The following is a 19,685-nucleotide window of genomic DNA, read 5'->3' on the forward strand; positions in this document are numbered from 1 at the left end:
TGGAAACGGCAGGAGAAAGAGGCAATCGCCTAATGTCAATATTTATTGGATGGAAAAACAATAATGCACAATTGTTGTTATTCTAATTTGAACACATTACCGCTGAAAAATGCTGATTGAACCAGGAGAATTATTAGCTCAAATAAATAGTCCCGCAGACCTTAAAAAGTTTCCGAAAGAAAAACTGGTTCAAATCTGTGATGAACTCCGACAATTTATTATTGATAATGTATCCGTTTACGGCGGTCATTTCAGCGCAAGTCTTGGTGTAGTAGAGCTCACTGTCGCGCTTCATTATGTACTTAACACTCCCGAAGATCAACTAGTTTGGGATGTAGGGCATCAGGCTTACGGGCACAAAATCCTTACTGAAAGAAGAGAGCGCTTTCATACAAACCGCCTATATGGAGGCCTTTCAGGTTTCCCAAAAAGAAAAGAAAGTGAATACGATACCTTTGGCGTAGGTCACTCTAGTACTTCAATCTCCGCAGCCTTAGGCATGGCGGTAGCTTCACAATACAAAGGCCTGACCAAAAAGCAGCACGTTGCCGTGATCGGTGATGGGTCAATGACCGGAGGAATGGCATTCGAAGCCATGAACCATGCAGGAGTCAGTGATACCAATTTATTGATCATACTGAATGATAATTGCATGGCGATCGACCCTAATGTCGGTGCGCTTAAGGATTATCTTACTGATATCACTACTTCCAAAACTTACAATAAAGCAAAAGATGAGGTTTGGAAGATTTTGGGCAAACTGAGCAAGTTCGGTACAAGCGCACAAGATGTGATCTCCAAAGTGGAGGGAGGAATCAAATCCGCCTTATTGAATCAAAGCAATCTTTTTGAATCATTAAATCTTCGCTACTTCGGTCCTGTAGATGGTCACGATGTCAATCACTTGGCAGAAGTACTAAAGGATCTTAAAGATATTCCTGGACCAAAAATCCTTCATTGTGTGACAATGAAAGGCAAAGGATATGGTCCTGCAGAAAAAGGAAATCAAACTACTTGGCATGCGCCAGGGGCATTTGACAAAGTAACTGGAGAAATATATAAAAGCACTCCAAGCACTCCTCAAGCACCAAAATATCAGGATGTTTTTGGACATACTTTGGTAGAATTGGCAGAGCAAGATGATCGAATCATGGGTGTAACTCCCGCGATGCCGTCTGGGTCTTCTATGAATATCATGATGAAGGCAATGCCTGATCGCGCTTTTGACGTGGGAATTGCCGAACAACATGCAGTAACGTTTTCTGCTGGCTTAGCAACTCAAGGACTTGTTCCTTTCTGTAATATCTACTCTACGTTCATGCAGCGCGCTTACGATCAAGTCGTGCACGATGTGTGTTTGCAGAATTTACCTGTGGTTCTTTGTTTGGACAGAGCTGGCTTTGCTGGAGCTGATGGACCTACGCACCATGGAGCTTACGATATTGCCTATTTCCGTTGTATTCCCAATTTGGTCGTTTCAGCACCAATGAATGAGGAAGAACTTCGAAATATGATGTATTCCGCATCTCTTCACAATGGCCCTTATTCTATCCGATATCCAAGAGGGAAAGGTGTAATGCCTGAGTGGAAAACACCATTCGAGCAAATTCCACTAGGTCAAGGAAGAATTGTAAAAGAAGGTGAAGAAATCGCCATTTTAACAATTGGACACATCGGAAACTATGCTGTAGAGGCTTGCGAGAAACTTCAAAAAGAGGGATTAAATCCTGCCCAATACGATATGCGATTTGTGAAGCCTCTGGATGGAGAATTGCTTCATGAGATTTTTGGCAAATTCAAAAAGGTGATCACTGTAGAAGATGGTTGCTTGATGGGTGGATTTGGTTCTGCAGTAATTGAGTGGATGATAGATCATGGATACCAAGCTCAGGTGAAGCGTTTAGGCATTCCTGATGATATCATTGAGCATGGTGAGCAGCTTGAATTACATAAAGAATGCGGTTTTGATCCTGAAGGAATAGCTGCTACAGTTAGAAGCCTCACTGAGGTTTCCAAAACTATTTCCTAAGATGTCTTCCATTAGTTTTTTTGAAAAAGGAGAAGGGCAACCTGTTGTCTTGATTCATGGTTTCTGCGAAATCGGAGAAATGTGGAGAGGCTTTTCAAATGCTTTGTCCAGCGACTTCAGAGTAATATGTCCTGATCTTCCAGGATGTGGAGACTCCCCTCTGGCTCTTTCACAAAATAGCTTGGAGGAAATTGCAGTAAAGCTAGAAGATTGGATGGAGGAGAATTCTATAAAAGATCCCATCGTAATCGGTCACTCACTAGGCGGATATGTAATGTTGTCCTTATTAGAATTAATGGGGAAAAGGCTCAAAGCAGTTGGGCTTTTCCATTCCACAGCTTTTGCAGATGATGAAGAAAAAAAGGGAATGAGAGATCGCACAGTCATTTTTTTAAAGAAGCACGGTGTAGAGAAATTCGTTACTTCTTTTGTACCTCCACTTATCCCTGATGAGAGAAGAGAGGAATTAGAACAAGAAATCAACATTGCGATAGAACAAGCTAAACATTGTACTCTGGATGGATTGATCGCATTGACTAAAACGATGAGAAATCGGAAAGATCGTTTCGAAGTATTGAAAAACTACTCCGGCTCAAAGTTAATGATCGCTGGTACACTGGATGGAGCCGTAAAAATCGATGCGAGTCGAAAGCACCAAAAAGCTATCACAGACTATTTCGAACTCGAAAACACCGGACACTTGGGAATGATCGAGCGAAAAGAGGAAAGTTTGAAAATTGTGAAGGAGTTTTGTGAGAGGGTTGTTAGCAGGTAAGTAGGCTTGATATCACTCATCTTTTAGAAAGCCTATTGCCACTGGGTGAAAAATTTACCTCAAATTTGTATTCAAATTCTTAAAAAAGAGATTATAAATTTCCCTCAGCAATACTTTTTAACTTACTATTCCTCTTAAGTAAGAAATCGGTCATGTATTTTCTTAGAATTATTTTATCAAAAAAACTTCCCAATATCCCATAAGGAACTTGGTAATGAAAATAGTCAGTCATTCTTGTTATTTTATCAATACGTTCAAAAAAATGCTCATGACGCATAGATTTAAAAGCACCCTTAGTCATTTTGTCTTCAAAAAAGTAAGGCTTTTCAAATTTTGTAATCACAATAGACAACTGTTGTCTCACCCTTAAATGATTCGCTTCCCAAGTGACAGTATCACCAAGCTCGCATAGGCCATGCATTCTTCCCGCAATTGTTATTTCTTTCGTTTTCTCTGTTGAAAGTTTATGAAAATCTACATCCCTAGCTAGATCAAAACACCTTTCTATAGGAGCATTAATTTCTGTTATTAACTCAATTTTCTGTAAACCCATTATCTAGAAAATAATCACAACTGGCTTCCCAGCACTCCCATCAATTTCTCCAAATATTCCTGATCCACCCCATCAAAATCATCCAGCTGATCTGAATCCACATCAAGTACCATGGCAACTAAACCACCTTTGAAAACCGGTACCACGATCTCCGATTTGGAAGCAGAACTACAGGCGATATGCCCTGGAAAAGCATCCACATCAGGAACAAGAACAGTATTGCCTTCTTGCCACGCTGTACCACAAACACCTTTTCCTATAGATATTCTTGTACACGCAATCGGCCCTTGAAATGGCCCCAATACCAACTGATTTTCTTTCACCAGATAAAATCCAACCCAGAAGAAGTCAAATGCTTCTTTAAGAGCTGCTGAGATATTGGCTAGGTTCGCATATAGATCTGGTTCTCCACTGATCAAGGCTTCGATCTGTGGCAAAATAGCTTCGTATTTTTCAGCTTTAGTAGCTGATTCAGGTATGTATAGACTTTCAGACATGATGATAAATTCTTAAAGTGTCGTCCAAGATCTCTATAGTCTCGGAAACCGGGGTAGGGGGAACAGGAGCTGCTATTCCACTACCAAATTTGTTACTGCTTGTAAACACTCTAGCCTCATCCCAAAGTTCGGAAGCCAAAAACTTATTCAATAAATAACTTCCGCCTTCAATAATTACGCTTTGAATATTTCGCTTATTCAACTCATCCAGAATATCCTTAATCTTAAAGCCTGGGTTCAGCTTAGCATATTCTAAGGTGCCTTTTACTTCAGATTTCAGCGTATTAAAACAGATCGTAGGTACTGCTTCATCAAATAATTTAAGTGAATTTGGCAGCTCGAGTTTGCTATCAATTACTATTCGTAAGGGATTTTTCCCTACCCAATCTCTCACATTCAATGCCGGATCATCGTATTTAGCGGTGTTTTTACCGACCATTATCGCATCTTCCTCAGCTCTCCACTTGTGCACCAGTTGTCTGCTGGAAGAATTTGTAATCCATTTGGAGGAATAATCCTCCCTAGCAACAAACCCGTCTTTCGTTTGTGCCCACTTCAAAATCACATAAGGTCTTTTCTTCTCTATTTGGGTGAAAAACCGTTTGTTCTGAAATCTTGCTTCTTGTTCTAAAAGACCCGTTTGAACTACAATCCCTGCATCTTTCAAAATTTGGATCCCTTTTCCGCCCACTAGTGGATTACTGTCGAAACCTGCAATAATAACCTTCTTCACTTTTTTTTCCACCAGCAAATTAGCGCAGGGAGGAGTTTTCCCGAAGTGCGCACAAGGCTCCAGCGTTACATAGACCGTCGAATCAGCTAATAAATCCTGATTTGCTACCGAATTTATTGCATTGACTTCAGCATGCGGTTTACCATATTGCTGATGGTATCCTTCGCCAATAATCCTGTCTTGATGTACAATCACGCAACCCACCATTGGGTTTGGGCTAACTTTTCCCCTGCCAAGTTCTGCAAGTTCTAGAGCTCGTTGCATGTAGAGTTCATCAGCTTTCATCAGGGTTTTTTCTTAAATGTGATTGGAGCAAGTACACTATCTTCACTCACCACCAACTTTGATGCATAGGCTGTATCTAAATACAACTCGTCCTTCGGATCAAATAAAATATTGTAAGAACCTGCTTGAACTCTGAAATAATATTTGCCAGTGGCATCAGTATGCGTAGATATGGTATCCTCACCATTGCTTAGGTAAATCGCCGGATAAAGAGTCGTTGGTTTCAGCGTTCCGCTGATATCCACCGTACCAATTCCACTTATCAAAGTAAAGGTTGGATCTAGCTCGTAGGTTAGGGGAGATTCTGATACTTGGACTATGGACTTTTCAAGATCCAAATCCAGCAAGATATCATAGGAAATTCCCTGCTCTATATCGATTGAGGTTTCTAATGAAATTTCATTTCTTGTAGGATCCGAAAGCGCCAACACATATTTTTTCTCATTAAAAAACATGGAATGGTTATCCCCTAGAATAATCTTAGCACTTATTATTTGACCAATCGGCAATTCACTTCTTCCTAATAGCAGTGCAGTGCTTCCCACCAGATCACTAACTTTTATCCTTTTGTCACCGGATTTATATTCCAGGAAAAAAGTCTGGCTCTGAGTCTCTCGACCTTCTGCCAATACCTCTATATCGACTCCCTCAATCTCCACAAAAACAGAATCCCATTTGGCAGGACTATCTACCAATATCAGATTGAGTAAAGATCTTGGACTTGAATCAGGGTCTTCGCAAGATGCTAGGAAAAGCACACTTGCTACTGGAAATAGATAAAAGTAAAGTTTTTTCACAAAGCAAATTTAGGCCAAATCTATTGAATACAGTAGTTCAAGATAACCTAGATAAAAAAAAGACCAGCCTAAGCTGGTCTAAATTATCTAAAACCTTAATTTTCCGGTAAGACCTGTGAAGTCACCGTAGTAACCATTTCATCTTCAACGATAATCCCTTCTACCATTACAATTTCATAGGAATCATTTGGAGTAAAGGTAATTTTATAAACCCCTTCGTCTAATCCAGTGATTTTATAATTGCCATTTGCATCTACATATGTATTCATAGATTCTCCTTCCCCTTCAACAGTTACCTGAACTGGCTGAGCTTCCAAAGGTAGAACTTGACCCATAATACCAGTAGAAACTTCGTCTAAATATGCTCTCAATACAGGCTTAAGGATGATTTGCCCAGAATTTCCTGCCTCTACGATAGACTTAGCAGCATCAAAATCAATTACCAAATCATAAGACATCCCACCTTCTATGTATTCATCCACTTTAATTTTCAATCCACTCTGCTGAGCACTTGGTGTTTTCATGTCAAAACGCTGACCGTCTTTGATTACGTAATTGTTCTCACCAAGAATCAATCTGATTTGATCGATTTCTCCTTCAGGAAAATTCTCTGTTCCTAAATGCTCACTAGTTCCTCCTGTTAATTCTAAAAGGTTAATTGGTTGACTTCCGTCATAAATAATTTCTACCCAAGAAGACTCATCGTCGTCATCAATGTCATCATCCTCTATCCCGTCCTCATCTATCTTCACACGAACGGCTAGTACTTCTACCCATACTTCATCGTAAGAGGCTGGTGCATCCACTAATAAAATATTAACGCGTGCTGACTCTCCACTTGGATTCTCATCATCGGAAGAGCATGACATTGAAAAAACAGCCCAGCATGCTATAAGGAGATAGGAAAATATATTTTTCATACGAATCGAGTTTAGTTTAGTGGTAAGGAAATGCCAATGACCATGCCAACTCAAAAATGACAAATAGTAAAGTAATGTCTCAATACCTTCTTATTTTTGGGCATGATGAAATGGGAACGCCTTTTATCCCGAGGCAGATTTGGTGATAATCCGGGATTTATACCTACACAAGTAACCCGAAGCGAATTTGAAGTAGATTATGATCGAATAATTTTTTCTTCTCCATTCCGTAATCTTCAAGATAAAACTCAGGTTTTTCCTCTGCCTGAACAGGCTTTCGTACATACTAGACTTACCCATAGCTTAGAAGTGTCCAGTGTAGGGCGATCCCTGGGAAAAGCAGCAGGGGAAATGCTGTTGGAAAAGTACCCGCAGCTGAATAAAACCGGTATTACTCCATTTGAAATTGGAGCAATTGTGGCCGCAGCGGCATTAACGCATGATATTGGAAACCCTCCTTTTGGTCATGCAGGAGAAGAGGCTATTTCTGATTTCTTTAAATTTCATCCTGCCGGAAAATGCTGGGAATCGCATGTACGTACAGAGCAATTAGCTGATCTCTGCAATTTCGAAGGAAACGCTCAGGGTTTTAGAATGCTTGTTTCCAAGCAGTTTGGACTGAAACTGACTTATGCAACATTGGCGGCATTTACCAAATATCCACGTCCAAGCATGATAGCACAGCGGGATATTGCTCGAAGAAGCCAGAAAAAATACGGGTTTTTCATTAACCAATTAGCCGATTTTGAGCAAATGGGAGCTGTGCTTGGAATGGAAAAATCCAGTCCTGAATGCTGGTATCGCCATCCCTTGGCATTCTTGGTAGAAGCTGCGGATGATATTTGCTATAGCATTATTGATCTGGAAGATGGCTGTACCCTGGGATTGGTAAGCTTTGAGGAAACAGTGAAGCTTCTAGCTCCGATTTTGAAGGATAAATTTGATCCGAAAAAATTAAAGGAGCCTAGAACTGTCACACAAAACCTTGGTGCATTGCGAGCCTTAGCAATTGGGGAGTTAATCAGCGAATGTGTAGAAGTCTTTGCCAAGTTTGAGGAAAGTATGTGCAAAGGCAATTTTGACAAAGCTCTGACTGATATCATCCCTTCGGCTAAGGCACTTCAGAAAATCACTGACGTTTCGGTTCAAAAAATTTATCGTTCTCAAGTGGTTTTGGAAAAAGAGGCGGCAGGTTTTCAAGTTTTGGAAGGATTGTTAGAAGTATTTTCCAAAGCTCTTTACCATCAATTTTATGACCCAGAGAAATTCTCAGGGCAAGACAAAAGCATACTTCGACTTCTGCCGGAAGATTTCCCACTGAAGGGCTGGGGGGCTGAAGTTAACCCATATCCTTTACTTCGGTCGTTAGTGGATTTCATTTCTGGAATGACTGACAAATACGCCCTGAATCTCTATCGTAGAGTGAAAGGCATCTCCATTCCAGGGTCTTAAATTAAATATCCTTGTACTTAGTTTTCCTAAATGCAAGCTCTTCGGAGAATGTATAAGCTTCGCGGCTTAAATTTTGTAACTATTTAGCCTACAAAGGGCAATAATTACGTATCTATTGCCTGACTGGAATCTACCTATTCCAGCAAACCCACCTATTCGCTTAATAAAACCATATATGAAAAAGGCACTGATCATCATTTTAGGTGTATTTATATTTTTGATAGCTGCAGCAGTAGCTGTTCCTTTTCTTTTTAAAGACAAAATTGCTGCCCGAATTGACCGGGAAATTGCCCAATCTGTGAATGCAAAAGTCATTTATGACATTGATAATGTGAGCATAAGCCTCTTTAGAAGATTCCCAAACGTATCGGCAAGAATCACTGATTTCGATATTGTTGGGAATGCCCCTTTTGAAAAGGACACTTTGGTTTCACTTCGTGAATTGGCCATTGATTTCAACCTTAAATCCGTGCTTTTTGATGACTACCCTACGCTCACTGGCGTCCATTTGAATGGTGGAAATGTTTACATCAAGGTATTGGAAGATGGGAAAGCAAATTATGACATCACTTTCCCTTCAGAAACAGTGGCGGAAGATATGGCTGATAGCAATTTTAAAATCGGAGTGGATGAGATGGAAATCAGCAATCTCAATTTGGTCTATGACGATAGACAACTTGATTATTTTATGGCATTAGGAGGGATCAATGCACAGGGGTCCGGTGATTTTACAGCAGATGTGTATGACCTTCCGATTGACATGGAAGCTTTGATAGCAGACATTACCTATGAAGATGTAAGTTACCTTACCAACAAAACTTTCAAGGGCGAAACCCTGCTGAATATTGACATGGAAAATATGAGGTTCACGCTGGGAGAAGGTAATTTTCAGCTAAACGATTTTCTTTTTGGATTGAGCGGATTCTTGGCAATGCCTAACGATGACATAGAAATGGATCTAGTTTTAACTGGAATTGACAATGAGTTCAAGAGTATTTTATCACTTATTCCTGGTATCTACTCGGAGAGTTTTTCCAGTTTAAAAACCTCTGGAACCATGGATTTCAATGGAACTATCAAAGGGATTTACAATGATGTGAAAATTCCTTCTTTTGATATTTCGCTCAAAGTAGCTGACGGCATGTTCCAATACCCAGACTTGCCAAAGCCAGTGAAAAACGTGAATCTTGACCTCCAGGTAAAAAACGAAACGGATAATATTGATAATACTTCCATTTCAATTCCCACATTCAATTTAGACTTTGGAAGTAATCCTATTTCAGGAAAATTGTATCTATCTGATTTGGTAAGTTACACAATGGATGCTGCTTTGAAAGGCAAATTAGATCTGGAGGAATTGACCTCCATTTTCCCAATTGAGGGGCTTGCCTTAAAAGGAAATCTCGATGTGGATGCTACTGCCAAAGGTCGATATGATTCTGTCGCAGGTATTATTCCTGCCATCAATGCAAAGCTTTTGCTGGCTAATGGATATGCAAAAAGTGCAGATTATCCAGCACCCATTGAGAAATTAAACGTGAATGCCTCCGTGCAGAATTCTAATGGAAATATGACGGATTTTCTGGTTGATCTAAGTCAGTTTGGATTTGAGCTGGAAGGTGAAGCAATACGAGGAAACATGAAAATCCGAGATTTTGACAAACTCTTCTGGGATGGAGAAATTATCGGAGGAGTTGATCTCAGGAAGATATTAGCCATTTTTCCAATGGATGACATGACTATGGAAGGTCATATTCAAGCGGATATCAATACGAAAGGATCCTATGCGGCTGTTCAGGCTGAAAAATACAATCAACTGGAGACTCGCGGCAGCATGGATATCAGCAAGTTCAAGTATTCTTCTACTGATGTCCCTCAGGGTGTTGAGATCGCTAGCGCAAAAGCAGAATTCACTCCAGAGCGTATAAATTTAACAGAATTCGATTCGAAGATTGGAGAAAGCCCATTGCAGGCCACTGGTTACCTTTCCAATTACATGGAATACTTCCTTGGTGAAAATGGAACCTTGAAAGGTCAGCTCGCCATGAATAGTAGTAGGTTCAATGTAAATGAATGGATGAGCGAAGATACTTCGGCTGATACGACAAGTACTGAGCTATCAGTAATCGAGCTACCAAATAATATAGACTTTACCATGACTGCGGTCGCAAATGAAGTAATCTATGACAATTTGAACCTAAAAGAGGTGAAAGGAAATATGTCATTAAAAAATGGCGTTCTGAGCTTTTCCGATGCATCAATGAAAACGATGGGAGGTACTATTGGATTGTCAGGTAACTATGATCCTAGAGATTTGACTGAGCCCGCATTTAATTTCAGCTTAAACATTTCAGAACTCAGCATTGCAGAAGCTTTTAAGTCATTTAATACCATTAAAGCTTTTGCTCCAATTGCTCAAAACCTGACAGGAAAATTCAATTCCGATCTAAATTTCTCCGGAAAACTGGGCCAGGATATGATGCCATTATTGTCAAGTCTTGATGGAAAAGGTTTGCTGAAAGTGGCCGAGACAGCTCTGAAAGACAGTAAAATATTAGAAGGAATCACTAGTCTCACAAAGCTAAAAGATGTGAATACTCTTCAGCTCAAGAATATTACCATCCCTATTTCGATTGAAAATGGCGTGATGGATGTGAAGCCATTCGATGTGAAACTGTGGGATTATCAGGCAAACGTGCAAGGTACGGCGGGTTTTGATGGCTCGATAAATTACTTAGTAAATATGCAGATTCCTGCCGGGAAATTCGGATCCCAAGCAAATGCTCTTTTATCCTCTATCACTGGAACTTCCACGGATGAGAATACTACTATTCCATTGGCCTTGAACCTTTCAGGAACGTACAATTCGCCGAAAATTTCCCTTGCCGGAGGAAACAGTATAGAATCATTGCTTGCGAATGCACTGAAAGCTAGAGTAAGTGGTGAGGCAAAAAATCTCCAAACACAAGCTAATGAGCAATTCAATGCTGCTCAGGACAGCATGAAATTGGCACTCAAAGCAAAATCAGAAGTAGCACAGGATAGTGTAAAGAAGGAATTGGAAAAACAGGTGGATGTAGCAAAAGATAAAGCTGTGGATGAAGCCAAAAAGCTCTTGAAAGGATTTTTTCCTAAAAGCACACCAGCCTCCACTAAACCTGATACCACAACTGTGAAGAAGGATTAAACGTGGTACGCCTTTGATTATGGTTAATCAGGCTGAGCGAAGTCGAAGTCTAAATTCTATTGTGCTCGACTTCGTTCGACTTGACTACCTACAAGTTTGACCCTATTAACTATTTCTTCTACAACTCTCGGCTAAACCCAATATTATCCACTACCACAACTCCGGAGGTACTTTGATCAAAGACAAACTTGATAGTCTTGATTTGGGTGGGAGAGAAGCTAGGGTTTGATTTGGCAAATTTTTCTAGGTTGAAAGCGAAGGTTTGAAATACTTTTTCCGATTGCTTATTTCCTTGTATAAAATCAGATTTCCAGATGGTCACGGAAATTTCACGCTGCAATGGAGAAAATTCACTCAATAAGAATTTGACAGATTGCCCAGCAGAATCTAGTAAGTGAATGGTGAAATCCAGAGGCTTCTTCGCTTTCTTCTCTTCAGTGTCATCTTCATCTGATTCCTCAACCTCTTCAAGTTCCTCGTCAGAATTTTCTTCATCCACCTCTTCTTCAGTGTTATTATTATCATTAGCGTTAACAAGCCATTTTCCGGAGGATTTCGGGTTAGCATCTTCGGTTGATTCTGCCATGGAAAACATCAAAACAATGGTGGAATCGAGCAAAAAAGCCTCAGGACCAAAGTTTAAACTGTAGCTGGCAATTAAGGAATCTGCGACAATGTCTATAGCCTTTTCATCTTTCAAACTATCTTCCAACTCATAATTCCATCCCAAAAAAGCTGCTCTCGAGCCTTTTTTCCCCCATTTCAATTGGATTTCAGCTTCCCTCCAAACCGATAAGTTCGTGGATTCTACACCCGCCGAATCAGTGGTTAGAGTTTTAACATCAAAATCCTCGTCAAAATTTGCCAGGGTTTGCAGGTTTGAATCCTCAAACTGATTCAGGTAAATCGTCTCCGGAAGCCAATTCTTCCCTTTTCTGGCATCTAGGAAAAGTGGTAAATATTCCTTTTTCCCCTGCAAAGTAGCTTCAAGAAATGCTGAAATATAGACCTTGGCAATTTTCTGCTGTGTAGAATCATCAAGCTGCTGCTTAAGATTCAAAAGTCCCAGAAAAGGATTACCGGTATCGTTATTTCCCCAAGAAGTATTGAATTGCCCGTGATTGGCACCATAAACATAGAGTCCAGATTTGAAATGATAGGAGGAATCCTGAAAGCTGATCCGCTCGTATTGCATAGACCCCATGAAGGAAGAAACATCCGCATCCTGAGCTCCGTGAATCACGAAGTAATTGATATCCTTCAATTTTGTTCTACTATCTCCTGGCTCGTATTGCCCATCTACAGGAGCGATGGCGACGATCGACTTGATGTTATAATGATAATCCAGCTTGACAGAGGCATCGTCCGGATAAAAATCCAATTCGTTTAACATAGCGGCGTGAGCCACTGCTTCTCCGCCTCTGGAATGACCGATCAAAGCTATCTTTGTGGTGTCTATTTTATTGAAAAATGGGTGATCTGAACTTGAGTTCCAATCATGCCAAACCTTGAGATGCTCCAATAGCAACCAGCCTCTGGCATCATTTTCTTCGCTTAAGCCCTCCCTTATGTCCGTCCACGAACTGTTGATGAAATTCTCGTCGACTGATACCAAAACCATTCCCCTTGAAGCCAATAGTTCTCCCAGGTAATCGTAACCAGGATCAGAATAATCCTGCATGCTATGATTTCCATGAACTACTAAAACTAATGGGAATGGGCCTTGCCCTTCCGGGTACCAAACTCTACCATTGATTGGAAGCGATTTATCATCAAAACCCCAGTATTTCTCCCTCCACCAACCAGAAAAGCCCTTCCAGTTATCTAGAAAAGCAACTCCGTTCACAGAATCTGTTAAAAAATTAAAGGTTACTTTCTCAGCAAACTCAGGTCTATGTTTGTCCTTTCCACTGCCATAAGTAATTGTTTTGACCAAATACTCTCCATTGTCTCCAGGTGATTTTCCCAAAATCGCCGGAATTTTGTCTGCAGTAAGTAATGCTGCATTTTCAATTGGATCTACATCCAAGCCAATAATAGAATAGTAGTATACTGAGGCTCCGATTCCAAAAAGAGCAATACACAAAGCCAATGAAGCAACCATTTTTTTTGGTGTGGTCAATCTGGAGAAGCTCGAACGTACAAAGATAAAATATACCGCGCCGAGTATCGAAAAGAGCACTGCCAATAGTACTACCAATACCACCTGGAAATAAACTATCATAGCCAGAATAGGCAAGCACATAAGAAGCGCAAATTTGAACCCCCTAGGGATTTGGTAAAGAAGCTTTATAATCCAAACTCCCAACGCCCCCAGAAGAGCCATAACAATGATAGTCACTAGACCAAAAAGCAAATAGTACGGATCGCCTATCTGAAAAGAAAATATAACAACATTAAGGATAATCAATAAAACTGTGAATGCTATTAAGCCAAAGGCTGCGCCTTTAAATGCATAAAAACCAGGAGAGATAAGTGACAGCTTAGCAGTTATCCAGTTTTTGGCTTTCTTAATCCATTTCTTCATTTTTAAAAATAGTATGGTAATTCAAAAGTATTCCTAAGCTACTTTTTTCCTAGTAAATAATAGAACCATCCACACTCTTTTCAGCAACATCAGATAGTAGAAGGGCTTTCTTTTAACCTAAAATCCTTTATTTCTCTACCTTCCAATTGATTTTGCCATCTATCCAATACTGGCTGCTCCAAGTGTGCTTCCCTATACTCATCAGGATTCATGATGGGGATACCTTTGATAATTGGGTAGATTCTACTACAGCTTGAACAGTTTAGCCAGCCTTCTAAGATGTTTTCTTCTGCATTTTTGAGGATTATTTTTAAGGTTAAATCTTGCTTATCAAATGGACAGCAGAGCTTTTCTATCGTTTCTAGTTTCATTTTTTTAAGTCAGTAAGTAATTGTTTGTATTGAGAAATGGCTGTCTCTGGATCTGCAGCTTTCATCACACCAGACACCACAGCGATGCCATCAAATTCTAAGGGTTTTAGGTGTTCGATTCTTTGGGTAGTGATCCCACCTGCTAGGAAAATTGGGATGGATGTGAGTTTCCTTGTTTTTTGAACCGTTTCGAACTCCACCAAATCACAGCTATTTGCGGTCGATGAGGGAAACATGGAGCAAAAAGAGAGGTAATCCACATTGGCCCGAATAGCAGCTTTGATCAGGTTCAAGTCATTATTGATCGTCACGCCAATGAGTTTTCCTTGCTGTTTTAACTTAGGAAACGATACGGTATGATCAGGGGACAACTCGTCAAAATGAATTCCATCCATGTCAAACAGCTCGGCCCATTCAGGATGATTATTCATTAAAATAGGAATTCCAGTACCTCTACAGATCTCTTTTATTTTACAAATAAGTGGTGCTACCTGAACCGAAGAAGGGAAATTATCCCAAATCTGCAGAGCGCAAGGTTTTGCCGAAATAGCTTTTTCCAATGATTCTAAAAGCGTGCTTTCTTCCATCGAAGGATCAATCACCAGATATATTCCAGAGTTAATTTTCGCTTTTTCCTTCATTTCCATCCAGCTTTTAATGCATCAAAATAAGCTGCCCAATAGGGATCAGTCTCCATATAGACTAAGGGAGAGGTAATCCCTGATTTTTGGCTTTGAATGCCTGCTATACTTTCAGTCACTCTTCCCACTTGAGTGCAGAGAATATTTATTTCAGCAAGTCGCTTGATCACATCTTCAGATTTATTGCCATCGCAAGCAATGACCATGGATCCAGCACCTACGCAATATCTTGGATCCAGCCCAAACAATTCTGAAATCGCTGCAGCTACATTGCCAATTGGTAATTGGTCAATGTCAATTTCACCGCCCTTATCCGAAGCTACAAGCATTTCATAGATTGCACCCAACACCCCACCTTCAGTGACATCATGCATGGCATGGATTTCCGGGTATTTCTTATCCGCTCCAGCTGCGCAAAGTGCATCTTGAAGCGAGGAAGTTTGGTAAAATTGCTCACACGCAGAATGGTAAATTCCCATCCCAAGCTTTTGCTTGATAGTTTGGGGAAAACTCATCCCCAATATAGCTGTAGCTGTCAATGCACAGGATTTCGTCACCAAAATGGCGTCCCCTTCCTGAGCTCCTGTGGAGCAAAGCATTTCGGATTCTTTTGCAATGGTGATCAACGTACCTCCTCCGGCAAAAGTCGAATTTTGTCCCTGAACAAATCCAGTATGGCCTCCTGTGATAGCAACCCCGATTTCGTGGCAATATCGATCGATAAAACTCCAATAGGTATTGAAATCGGCCTTGGAAAGTGTATCCGGCAAATTCAAGACAAACTGTCCATACTGCGGTGCAAAGCCTGTCGTAGCCATATCATTGCCCATGAGGTGCACACTGAGCCAGGCGGACTCCTGCAATCCCAAAGAGGGAATCAAGGAAAGTGGATCGCTTGTAGTCGCCATCGCCAAACCTCCCGGAAGGGACGTAATAGCGACGTCTACACCGAATGCTGGGCCTTGTTTTACTTCTTTTCGAGCAGCTCCAAATCTACCTGCGAGCAAATCCTGGTACCCTTCAAAGTTGATTTTACCGAGTTGATCTGCCATTATTCTACATCATTCAACTTGACATATAATCCGAAAAAGTCGCCATACGGAACACTCCATTGCTGGACAGGAAACCATTTTGGCAGACCTGTACATGACCATTCAATTGTGTAATCTCTTCCTTCCAAAGCTTCCTCAATAATCTTAATGAGCGTCGCTGGTGTGTAAAAAGTAGCCGTGACATAGAACGGGTTTTTACCAAAAGCCTGCTGAACTCTTCTCCTAAGAACCTTTGGTGAATTTCGATTCATCATTCCCATTGCAATACCATATTTGGCAACACGGGCAGATTCACGAATTACTTTCACAGGATCTTTGTAATACTCGAACGTAGTGATGAATGCCAGCGAGTCGAAAGTATGATCCTTGAAAGGCATGTAATGGGAATCAGCCATTACCAAATCACCATCAAACAAATGGATAGCTTGGGATAGCATCAGAGGAGAAATATCGCCTCCTGTAGCTTTAATGCCAATTTCTTTCCACCAACGTGTAAAACGGGTGGTGCCACAGCCGAATTCCAAGAGTGTCTTTACTCGCTTGTCTTTGGACACCAACTGCTCCATGACCTTCTTTTGCCAGACTTCGGCGCGCTTGTATCGCCCTTCGTACCATAGCTCATAAGTATCTGTGTGTGCGCGGTTGAAAAACCACTCAGGTCGATTTTGCCAGTTTTTCTGCGCGTCGGGCAGTAATTCAAAGTTCTTTTTCTCTAGTTCCATAGGGAATTTAAGGTTGCAAAAATGTTAACTGCAATTCCTGCGGTCAGACAACCAAGAGAAAACAAAGGCGTTTTCTGGCTTTAGCATCCCTACGTTGGCATGATCCAAATCAGGTAATTCGGGTATTATCTCAGCCTCACCAAAAGGAAGGCACCCCGTGCAATTGATTCAAATATAGGTGATTTTTCTTAGCCGTAAAATTCTCTCACCACACCTGTGGCTATTTTAGTTAAAATGGCTAGCATAAAAAAACAGAGGCTTGTGACCTCTGTTTGTTGACTAATTATTTTTCTTACTTTCCTTTTTAGCGGCCTTTGCAGCACGCTTTTCCTTTAACGTTTTGGTAGCCGCAGATTTATCGTTCTTAGGTTTACCTTCTGGTTGCTTTGCCATAGTTTCATTTGAGAAATGATGTAACTGATTCCTGTTAAGGTAGTGGGAATTCTGCGACTCCCAACCTGAGTCAACAACTATTTTTTAGCGGACAATCTACCAGGAATCCTTACTTGACTGCAATAAAAATATCAACCTCAGAATTATCTCCTTGCTGCGATTTGGAGCTATAGACTTCAAAATCTGAAGTATATTTTCTGTCTATTTCAGAATCCTTGGACCAGATTTCCTGCCAAGTTTGGACGACTGCCTCAGGCATTTTTCCAGCAGCTACAAACTTGATATGACTGCCTCCATCGAATTCTCTGGCTACAAGGCCTTTGGCTACATTTTCTAAGCTAGATACTTGATATCCTATTAGGCAAGTATATTCTCCAGTATAGTCAGATTCATAATCAGTATAAATAGCGTAAATATCGTCATTAAGTTTTCCTGAAATTTTTGCTCCAACTTGCTCTTCAAAAAATCTTCCCCAAAGAGCTCCTAAGTCTTCGGCTGCTTTTCCGGAAGAATTAGAAGTTCGTGTGGTAATTCCTATAATTTTAAAAGGGGCTATACTGTGCATCGTGTTTTTGGTTACTGTTAAAAGCTTTAGTCTTTTAAAGAAGCAAGTTAAACCAAAAAGGACTCTATGATCCCAGTTAAACTTTAAGATAATTACAGACTCTGATCTACATTTCTATCAGTTCGGTCATTAAAAAATAGAACTAGAGCAGCTTTTTCATGAATTAGATCATTATGAAATACTATTAGGTCAAAATTGAGCCCTCATTCGCTCGAAAAATTAAGGACTTGTGCTCTCCGCATTTTATTTGTGGACTCTGCGGATAAAACCAAAAAAGCCTCCGAACTCTTTCATTTCGGAGGCTTTGGTACTCAAGTTATCACAACTTAGAACGGATATTTTCCCTGATCAATCATAAAATCAGCGATTTGTCTTCTTAATTCCTTGGTGTTATAAAGTTCAGTCTTGGTGAATCTCTTCAAACCCATAAGCATTACTTTTTGCTCATCGCCTTTGGTGAAGCTACCAATGGCTTCTTTCGCAGCTGTATTGATTTTGTCAACCGCCTCAGAAAGATAGATCTGCGCCATGGCAATTTGATTCTTGCAGGCATCTTCGCCTTTCATTGAAACCAATTTCTCGGTACGAAGGATCGCAGATTCACTTGCGTAGATTTCTATCATCACGTCAGCAAGATTCATCATGATTTCCTGCTCATCTTCAATTTTATCCTGAAGGGCCATGGCAGCTTTGCCACCAACCATCAGGAATACTTTCTTTAGCTTTTTCAGAACTTCTTTTTCAGCTGCAAATAGCTCAGAAGTATCAATTGTCTCAAATGAAGGAACAGAGGTCAGTTCTTTGGAAACTGCCATTGCTGGATCGAAAATATTAATCTCTCCTTTCATCGCTCGCTTCAGGAGCATACCTACCATTAACATTCTGTTGATCTCATTGGTGCCTTCATAGATTCTAGATATTCTAGCATCACGATATGCACGTTCCATTGGCGCATCCGCAGAGTAGCCCATTCCACCATAGATCTGTACCCCCTGATCGACCACATAATCCAGCACTTCAGAGCACTGCACTTTGGCGATGGCACATTCGATCGCAAAAGCCTCAACACCCTTCAGTTTTGCCTCATTAGCAGCCATTCCTTCTGCTTCGAGCGCATTGATCTTATTCTCAATATCCTGTCCAGCTCGGTAGCAAAGTGCTTCCGAGACGTAAGATTTGGTTGCCATTTCTGCCAGTTTGGATTTGATTGCTCCAAAAGAATTGATGCTTACGCCGAACTGCTTACGTTCTGTGGAATATTTGATCGCATGGGAGGTCACCGTTCTAACTCCGCCAAGTACACCAGCTCCGAGCTTTACTCTACCGATATTTAGGATATTTACAGCGATTTTAAAACCATTTTGACGATCAGAAAGCATATTCTCCACCGGCACTGGGCAATCATTAAAGAATACTTGACGGGTGGAAGAACCTTTGATTCCCATCTTTTTCTCCTCTTCATTCATCGTGATTCCGCCAAATGACTTCTCTACGATGAAGGCGGTCAAGTTTTTATCGTTTTCGATTTTGGCAAACACAATGAAAAGATCTGCGAAACCAGCATTTGAGATCCACATTTTCTGACCGTTCAGGTGGTATGTCTTACCATCTTCAGATAGAGTCGCTTTGGTTTTACCGCTATTTGCATCCGAACCTGCATCGGGTTCAGTAAGGCAATAACATGCTGCCCATTCTCCAGTAGCAAGCTTAGGAAGGTACTTTTTCTTTTGTTCTTCTGTACCGTAATACAAAATGGGCAGTGTTCCAATCCCCGTATGTGCTCCGTAGGTAGTAGAAAATGAACCCGCTGCACCAATAATATCCGCGATCAACATGGATGTATTGAAACTCATCCCCATTCCTCCGTATTCCTCTGGAACTGTGATTCCCAAAAGACCAAGATCTCCTGCTTTTTTGAAAATGCGTGGGACTAAATCAGGATCTTTCATGCTATCGATCTCCTGAGCGAAAGGGGTGATCTCCGTATCGATAAAATCCTGACAGGCCTGAGCCATCATTCTTTGCTCTTCTGTAAATTCTGCTGGAATAAAGATGTCTTGCGCATCTGTTTCCTTGATGAGGAATTCTCCTCCTTGGGTTGATTTTGTAGCCATTGTTCTATTGTTATTATCAGCTTATTTTCTTCATTATTCTGAATTCATCATTCACCATTTTACATTTTCAAT

At 40.7% G+C, this 19,685-nt stretch carries 16 protein-coding genes and 1 riboswitch; of the genes, 4 read left to right on the forward strand and 12 right to left on the reverse strand.

The genetic code is table 11. The features are described from left to right. Window positions 1-109: 109 nt before the first annotated feature. Window positions 110-2,029 carry a 1-deoxy-D-xylulose-5-phosphate synthase gene (gene dxs / locus QOL76_RS04930; RefSeq protein ID WP_283411920.1) on the forward strand — a complete coding sequence of 640 codons (1,920 nt, stop codon included), beginning with the start codon at window positions 110-112 and terminating at the stop codon, window positions 2,027-2,029. 1 nt (window position 2,030) lies between these two features. Next, a complete protein-coding gene (locus QOL76_RS04935) occupies window positions 2,031-2,804 on the forward strand; it encodes an alpha/beta fold hydrolase (protein ID WP_283411921.1) in 774 nt (257 codons plus the stop codon). 91 nt (window positions 2,805-2,895) lie between these two features. Here the strand turns inward: QOL76_RS04935 and QOL76_RS04940 are convergent, their stop codons facing one another. The 5 genes from QOL76_RS04940 to QOL76_RS04960 all read right to left on the reverse strand — a co-directional run bounded on the left by QOL76_RS04940 (window position 2,896) and on the right by QOL76_RS04960 (window position 6,589). Next, window positions 2,896-3,357, reverse strand: a complete 462-nt coding sequence (locus tag QOL76_RS04940) for an SRPBCC family protein (protein WP_283411922.1) — start codon at window positions 3,355-3,357, stop codon at window positions 2,896-2,898. A gap of 14 nt (window positions 3,358-3,371) precedes the next feature. Then, complete coding sequence (locus QOL76_RS04945; RefSeq protein ID WP_283411923.1) at window positions 3,372-3,854, reverse strand: GAF domain-containing protein; 483 nt, start codon at window positions 3,852-3,854, stop codon at window positions 3,372-3,374. After that, window positions 3,847-4,872, reverse strand: a complete 1,026-nt coding sequence (gene ribD / locus QOL76_RS04950; RefSeq protein ID WP_283411924.1) for a bifunctional diaminohydroxyphosphoribosylaminopyrimidine deaminase/5-amino-6-(5-phosphoribosylamino)uracil reductase RibD — start codon at window positions 4,870-4,872, stop codon at window positions 3,847-3,849. Before ribD ends, QOL76_RS04945 begins: the two co-directional genes overlap by 8 nt. Next, window positions 4,872-5,669 carry a DUF4382 domain-containing protein gene (locus QOL76_RS04955; RefSeq protein WP_283411925.1) on the reverse strand — a complete coding sequence of 266 codons (798 nt, stop codon included), beginning with the start codon at window positions 5,667-5,669 and terminating at the stop codon, window positions 4,872-4,874. Before QOL76_RS04955 ends, ribD begins: the two co-directional genes overlap by 1 nt. A 95-nt stretch (window positions 5,670-5,764) precedes the next feature. After that, window positions 5,765-6,589 (reverse strand): DUF4382 domain-containing protein, encoded by an 825-nt coding sequence (locus QOL76_RS04960; RefSeq protein WP_283411926.1) that lies wholly within the window; start codon window positions 6,587-6,589, stop codon window positions 5,765-5,767. Between the two features lie 105 nt (window positions 6,590-6,694). On the opposite strand from QOL76_RS04960, the gene dgt reads away from it, so the two are divergent. Together dgt and QOL76_RS04970 are read left to right on the forward strand one after the other, a co-directional pair. Next, window positions 6,695-8,041: a dGTP triphosphohydrolase gene (gene dgt, locus QOL76_RS04965; protein WP_283412535.1), complete on the forward strand. Its 1,347-nt coding sequence runs from the start codon at window positions 6,695-6,697 to the stop codon at window positions 8,039-8,041. Between the two features lie 175 nt (window positions 8,042-8,216). Further along, complete coding sequence (locus tag QOL76_RS04970) at window positions 8,217-11,228, forward strand: AsmA-like C-terminal region-containing protein (RefSeq protein WP_283411927.1); 3,012 nt, start codon at window positions 8,217-8,219, stop codon at window positions 11,226-11,228. A gap of 118 nt (window positions 11,229-11,346) precedes the next feature. Here the strand turns inward: QOL76_RS04970 and QOL76_RS04975 are convergent, their stop codons facing one another. The 7 genes from QOL76_RS04975 to QOL76_RS05005 form a co-directional block, all read right to left on the reverse strand. Next, window positions 11,347-13,755: a poly(ethylene terephthalate) hydrolase family protein gene (locus QOL76_RS04975; protein WP_283411928.1), complete on the reverse strand. Its 2,409-nt coding sequence runs from the start codon at window positions 13,753-13,755 to the stop codon at window positions 11,347-11,349. Window positions 13,756-13,844: 89 nt separating this feature from the next. Beyond that, the gene (locus QOL76_RS04980; protein ID WP_283411929.1) at window positions 13,845-14,126 is read right to left on the reverse strand and encodes a Trm112 family protein; all 282 of its coding nucleotides are present in this window, start codon (window positions 14,124-14,126) and stop codon (window positions 13,845-13,847) included. After that, window positions 14,123-14,767 (reverse strand): thiamine phosphate synthase, encoded by a 645-nt coding sequence (locus QOL76_RS04985; protein WP_283411930.1) that lies wholly within the window; start codon window positions 14,765-14,767, stop codon window positions 14,123-14,125. Before QOL76_RS04985 ends, QOL76_RS04980 begins: the two co-directional genes overlap by 4 nt. Next, window positions 14,764-15,819: an AIR synthase-related protein gene (locus QOL76_RS04990; RefSeq protein ID WP_283411931.1), complete on the reverse strand. Its 1,056-nt coding sequence runs from the start codon at window positions 15,817-15,819 to the stop codon at window positions 14,764-14,766. Before QOL76_RS04990 ends, QOL76_RS04985 begins: the two co-directional genes overlap by 4 nt. Then, window positions 15,819-16,541, reverse strand: coding sequence for a class I SAM-dependent methyltransferase (locus QOL76_RS04995; protein WP_283411932.1), 723 nt, complete (start codon window positions 16,539-16,541; stop codon window positions 15,819-15,821). Before QOL76_RS04995 ends, QOL76_RS04990 begins: the two co-directional genes overlap by 1 nt. A 69-nt stretch (window positions 16,542-16,610) precedes the next feature. After that, a riboswitch (TPP riboswitch) is annotated at window positions 16,611-16,709 on the reverse strand. A 334-nt stretch (window positions 16,710-17,043) separates the two neighbouring features. Further along, window positions 17,044-17,499 (reverse strand): GyrI-like domain-containing protein, encoded by a 456-nt coding sequence (locus QOL76_RS05000; protein WP_283411933.1) that lies wholly within the window; start codon window positions 17,497-17,499, stop codon window positions 17,044-17,046. Window positions 17,500-17,825: 326 nt separating this feature from the next. Continuing rightward, entirely contained in the window at window positions 17,826-19,613 is a 1,788-nt protein-coding gene (locus QOL76_RS05005; protein ID WP_283411934.1) for an acyl-CoA dehydrogenase family protein, read from the reverse strand. Between the last annotated feature and the right edge of the window lie 72 nt (window positions 19,614-19,685).

Source organism: Algoriphagus winogradskyi, assembly GCF_900182815.1.
Classification (GTDB): domain Bacteria; phylum Bacteroidota; class Bacteroidia; order Cytophagales; family Cyclobacteriaceae; genus Algoriphagus; species Algoriphagus winogradskyi.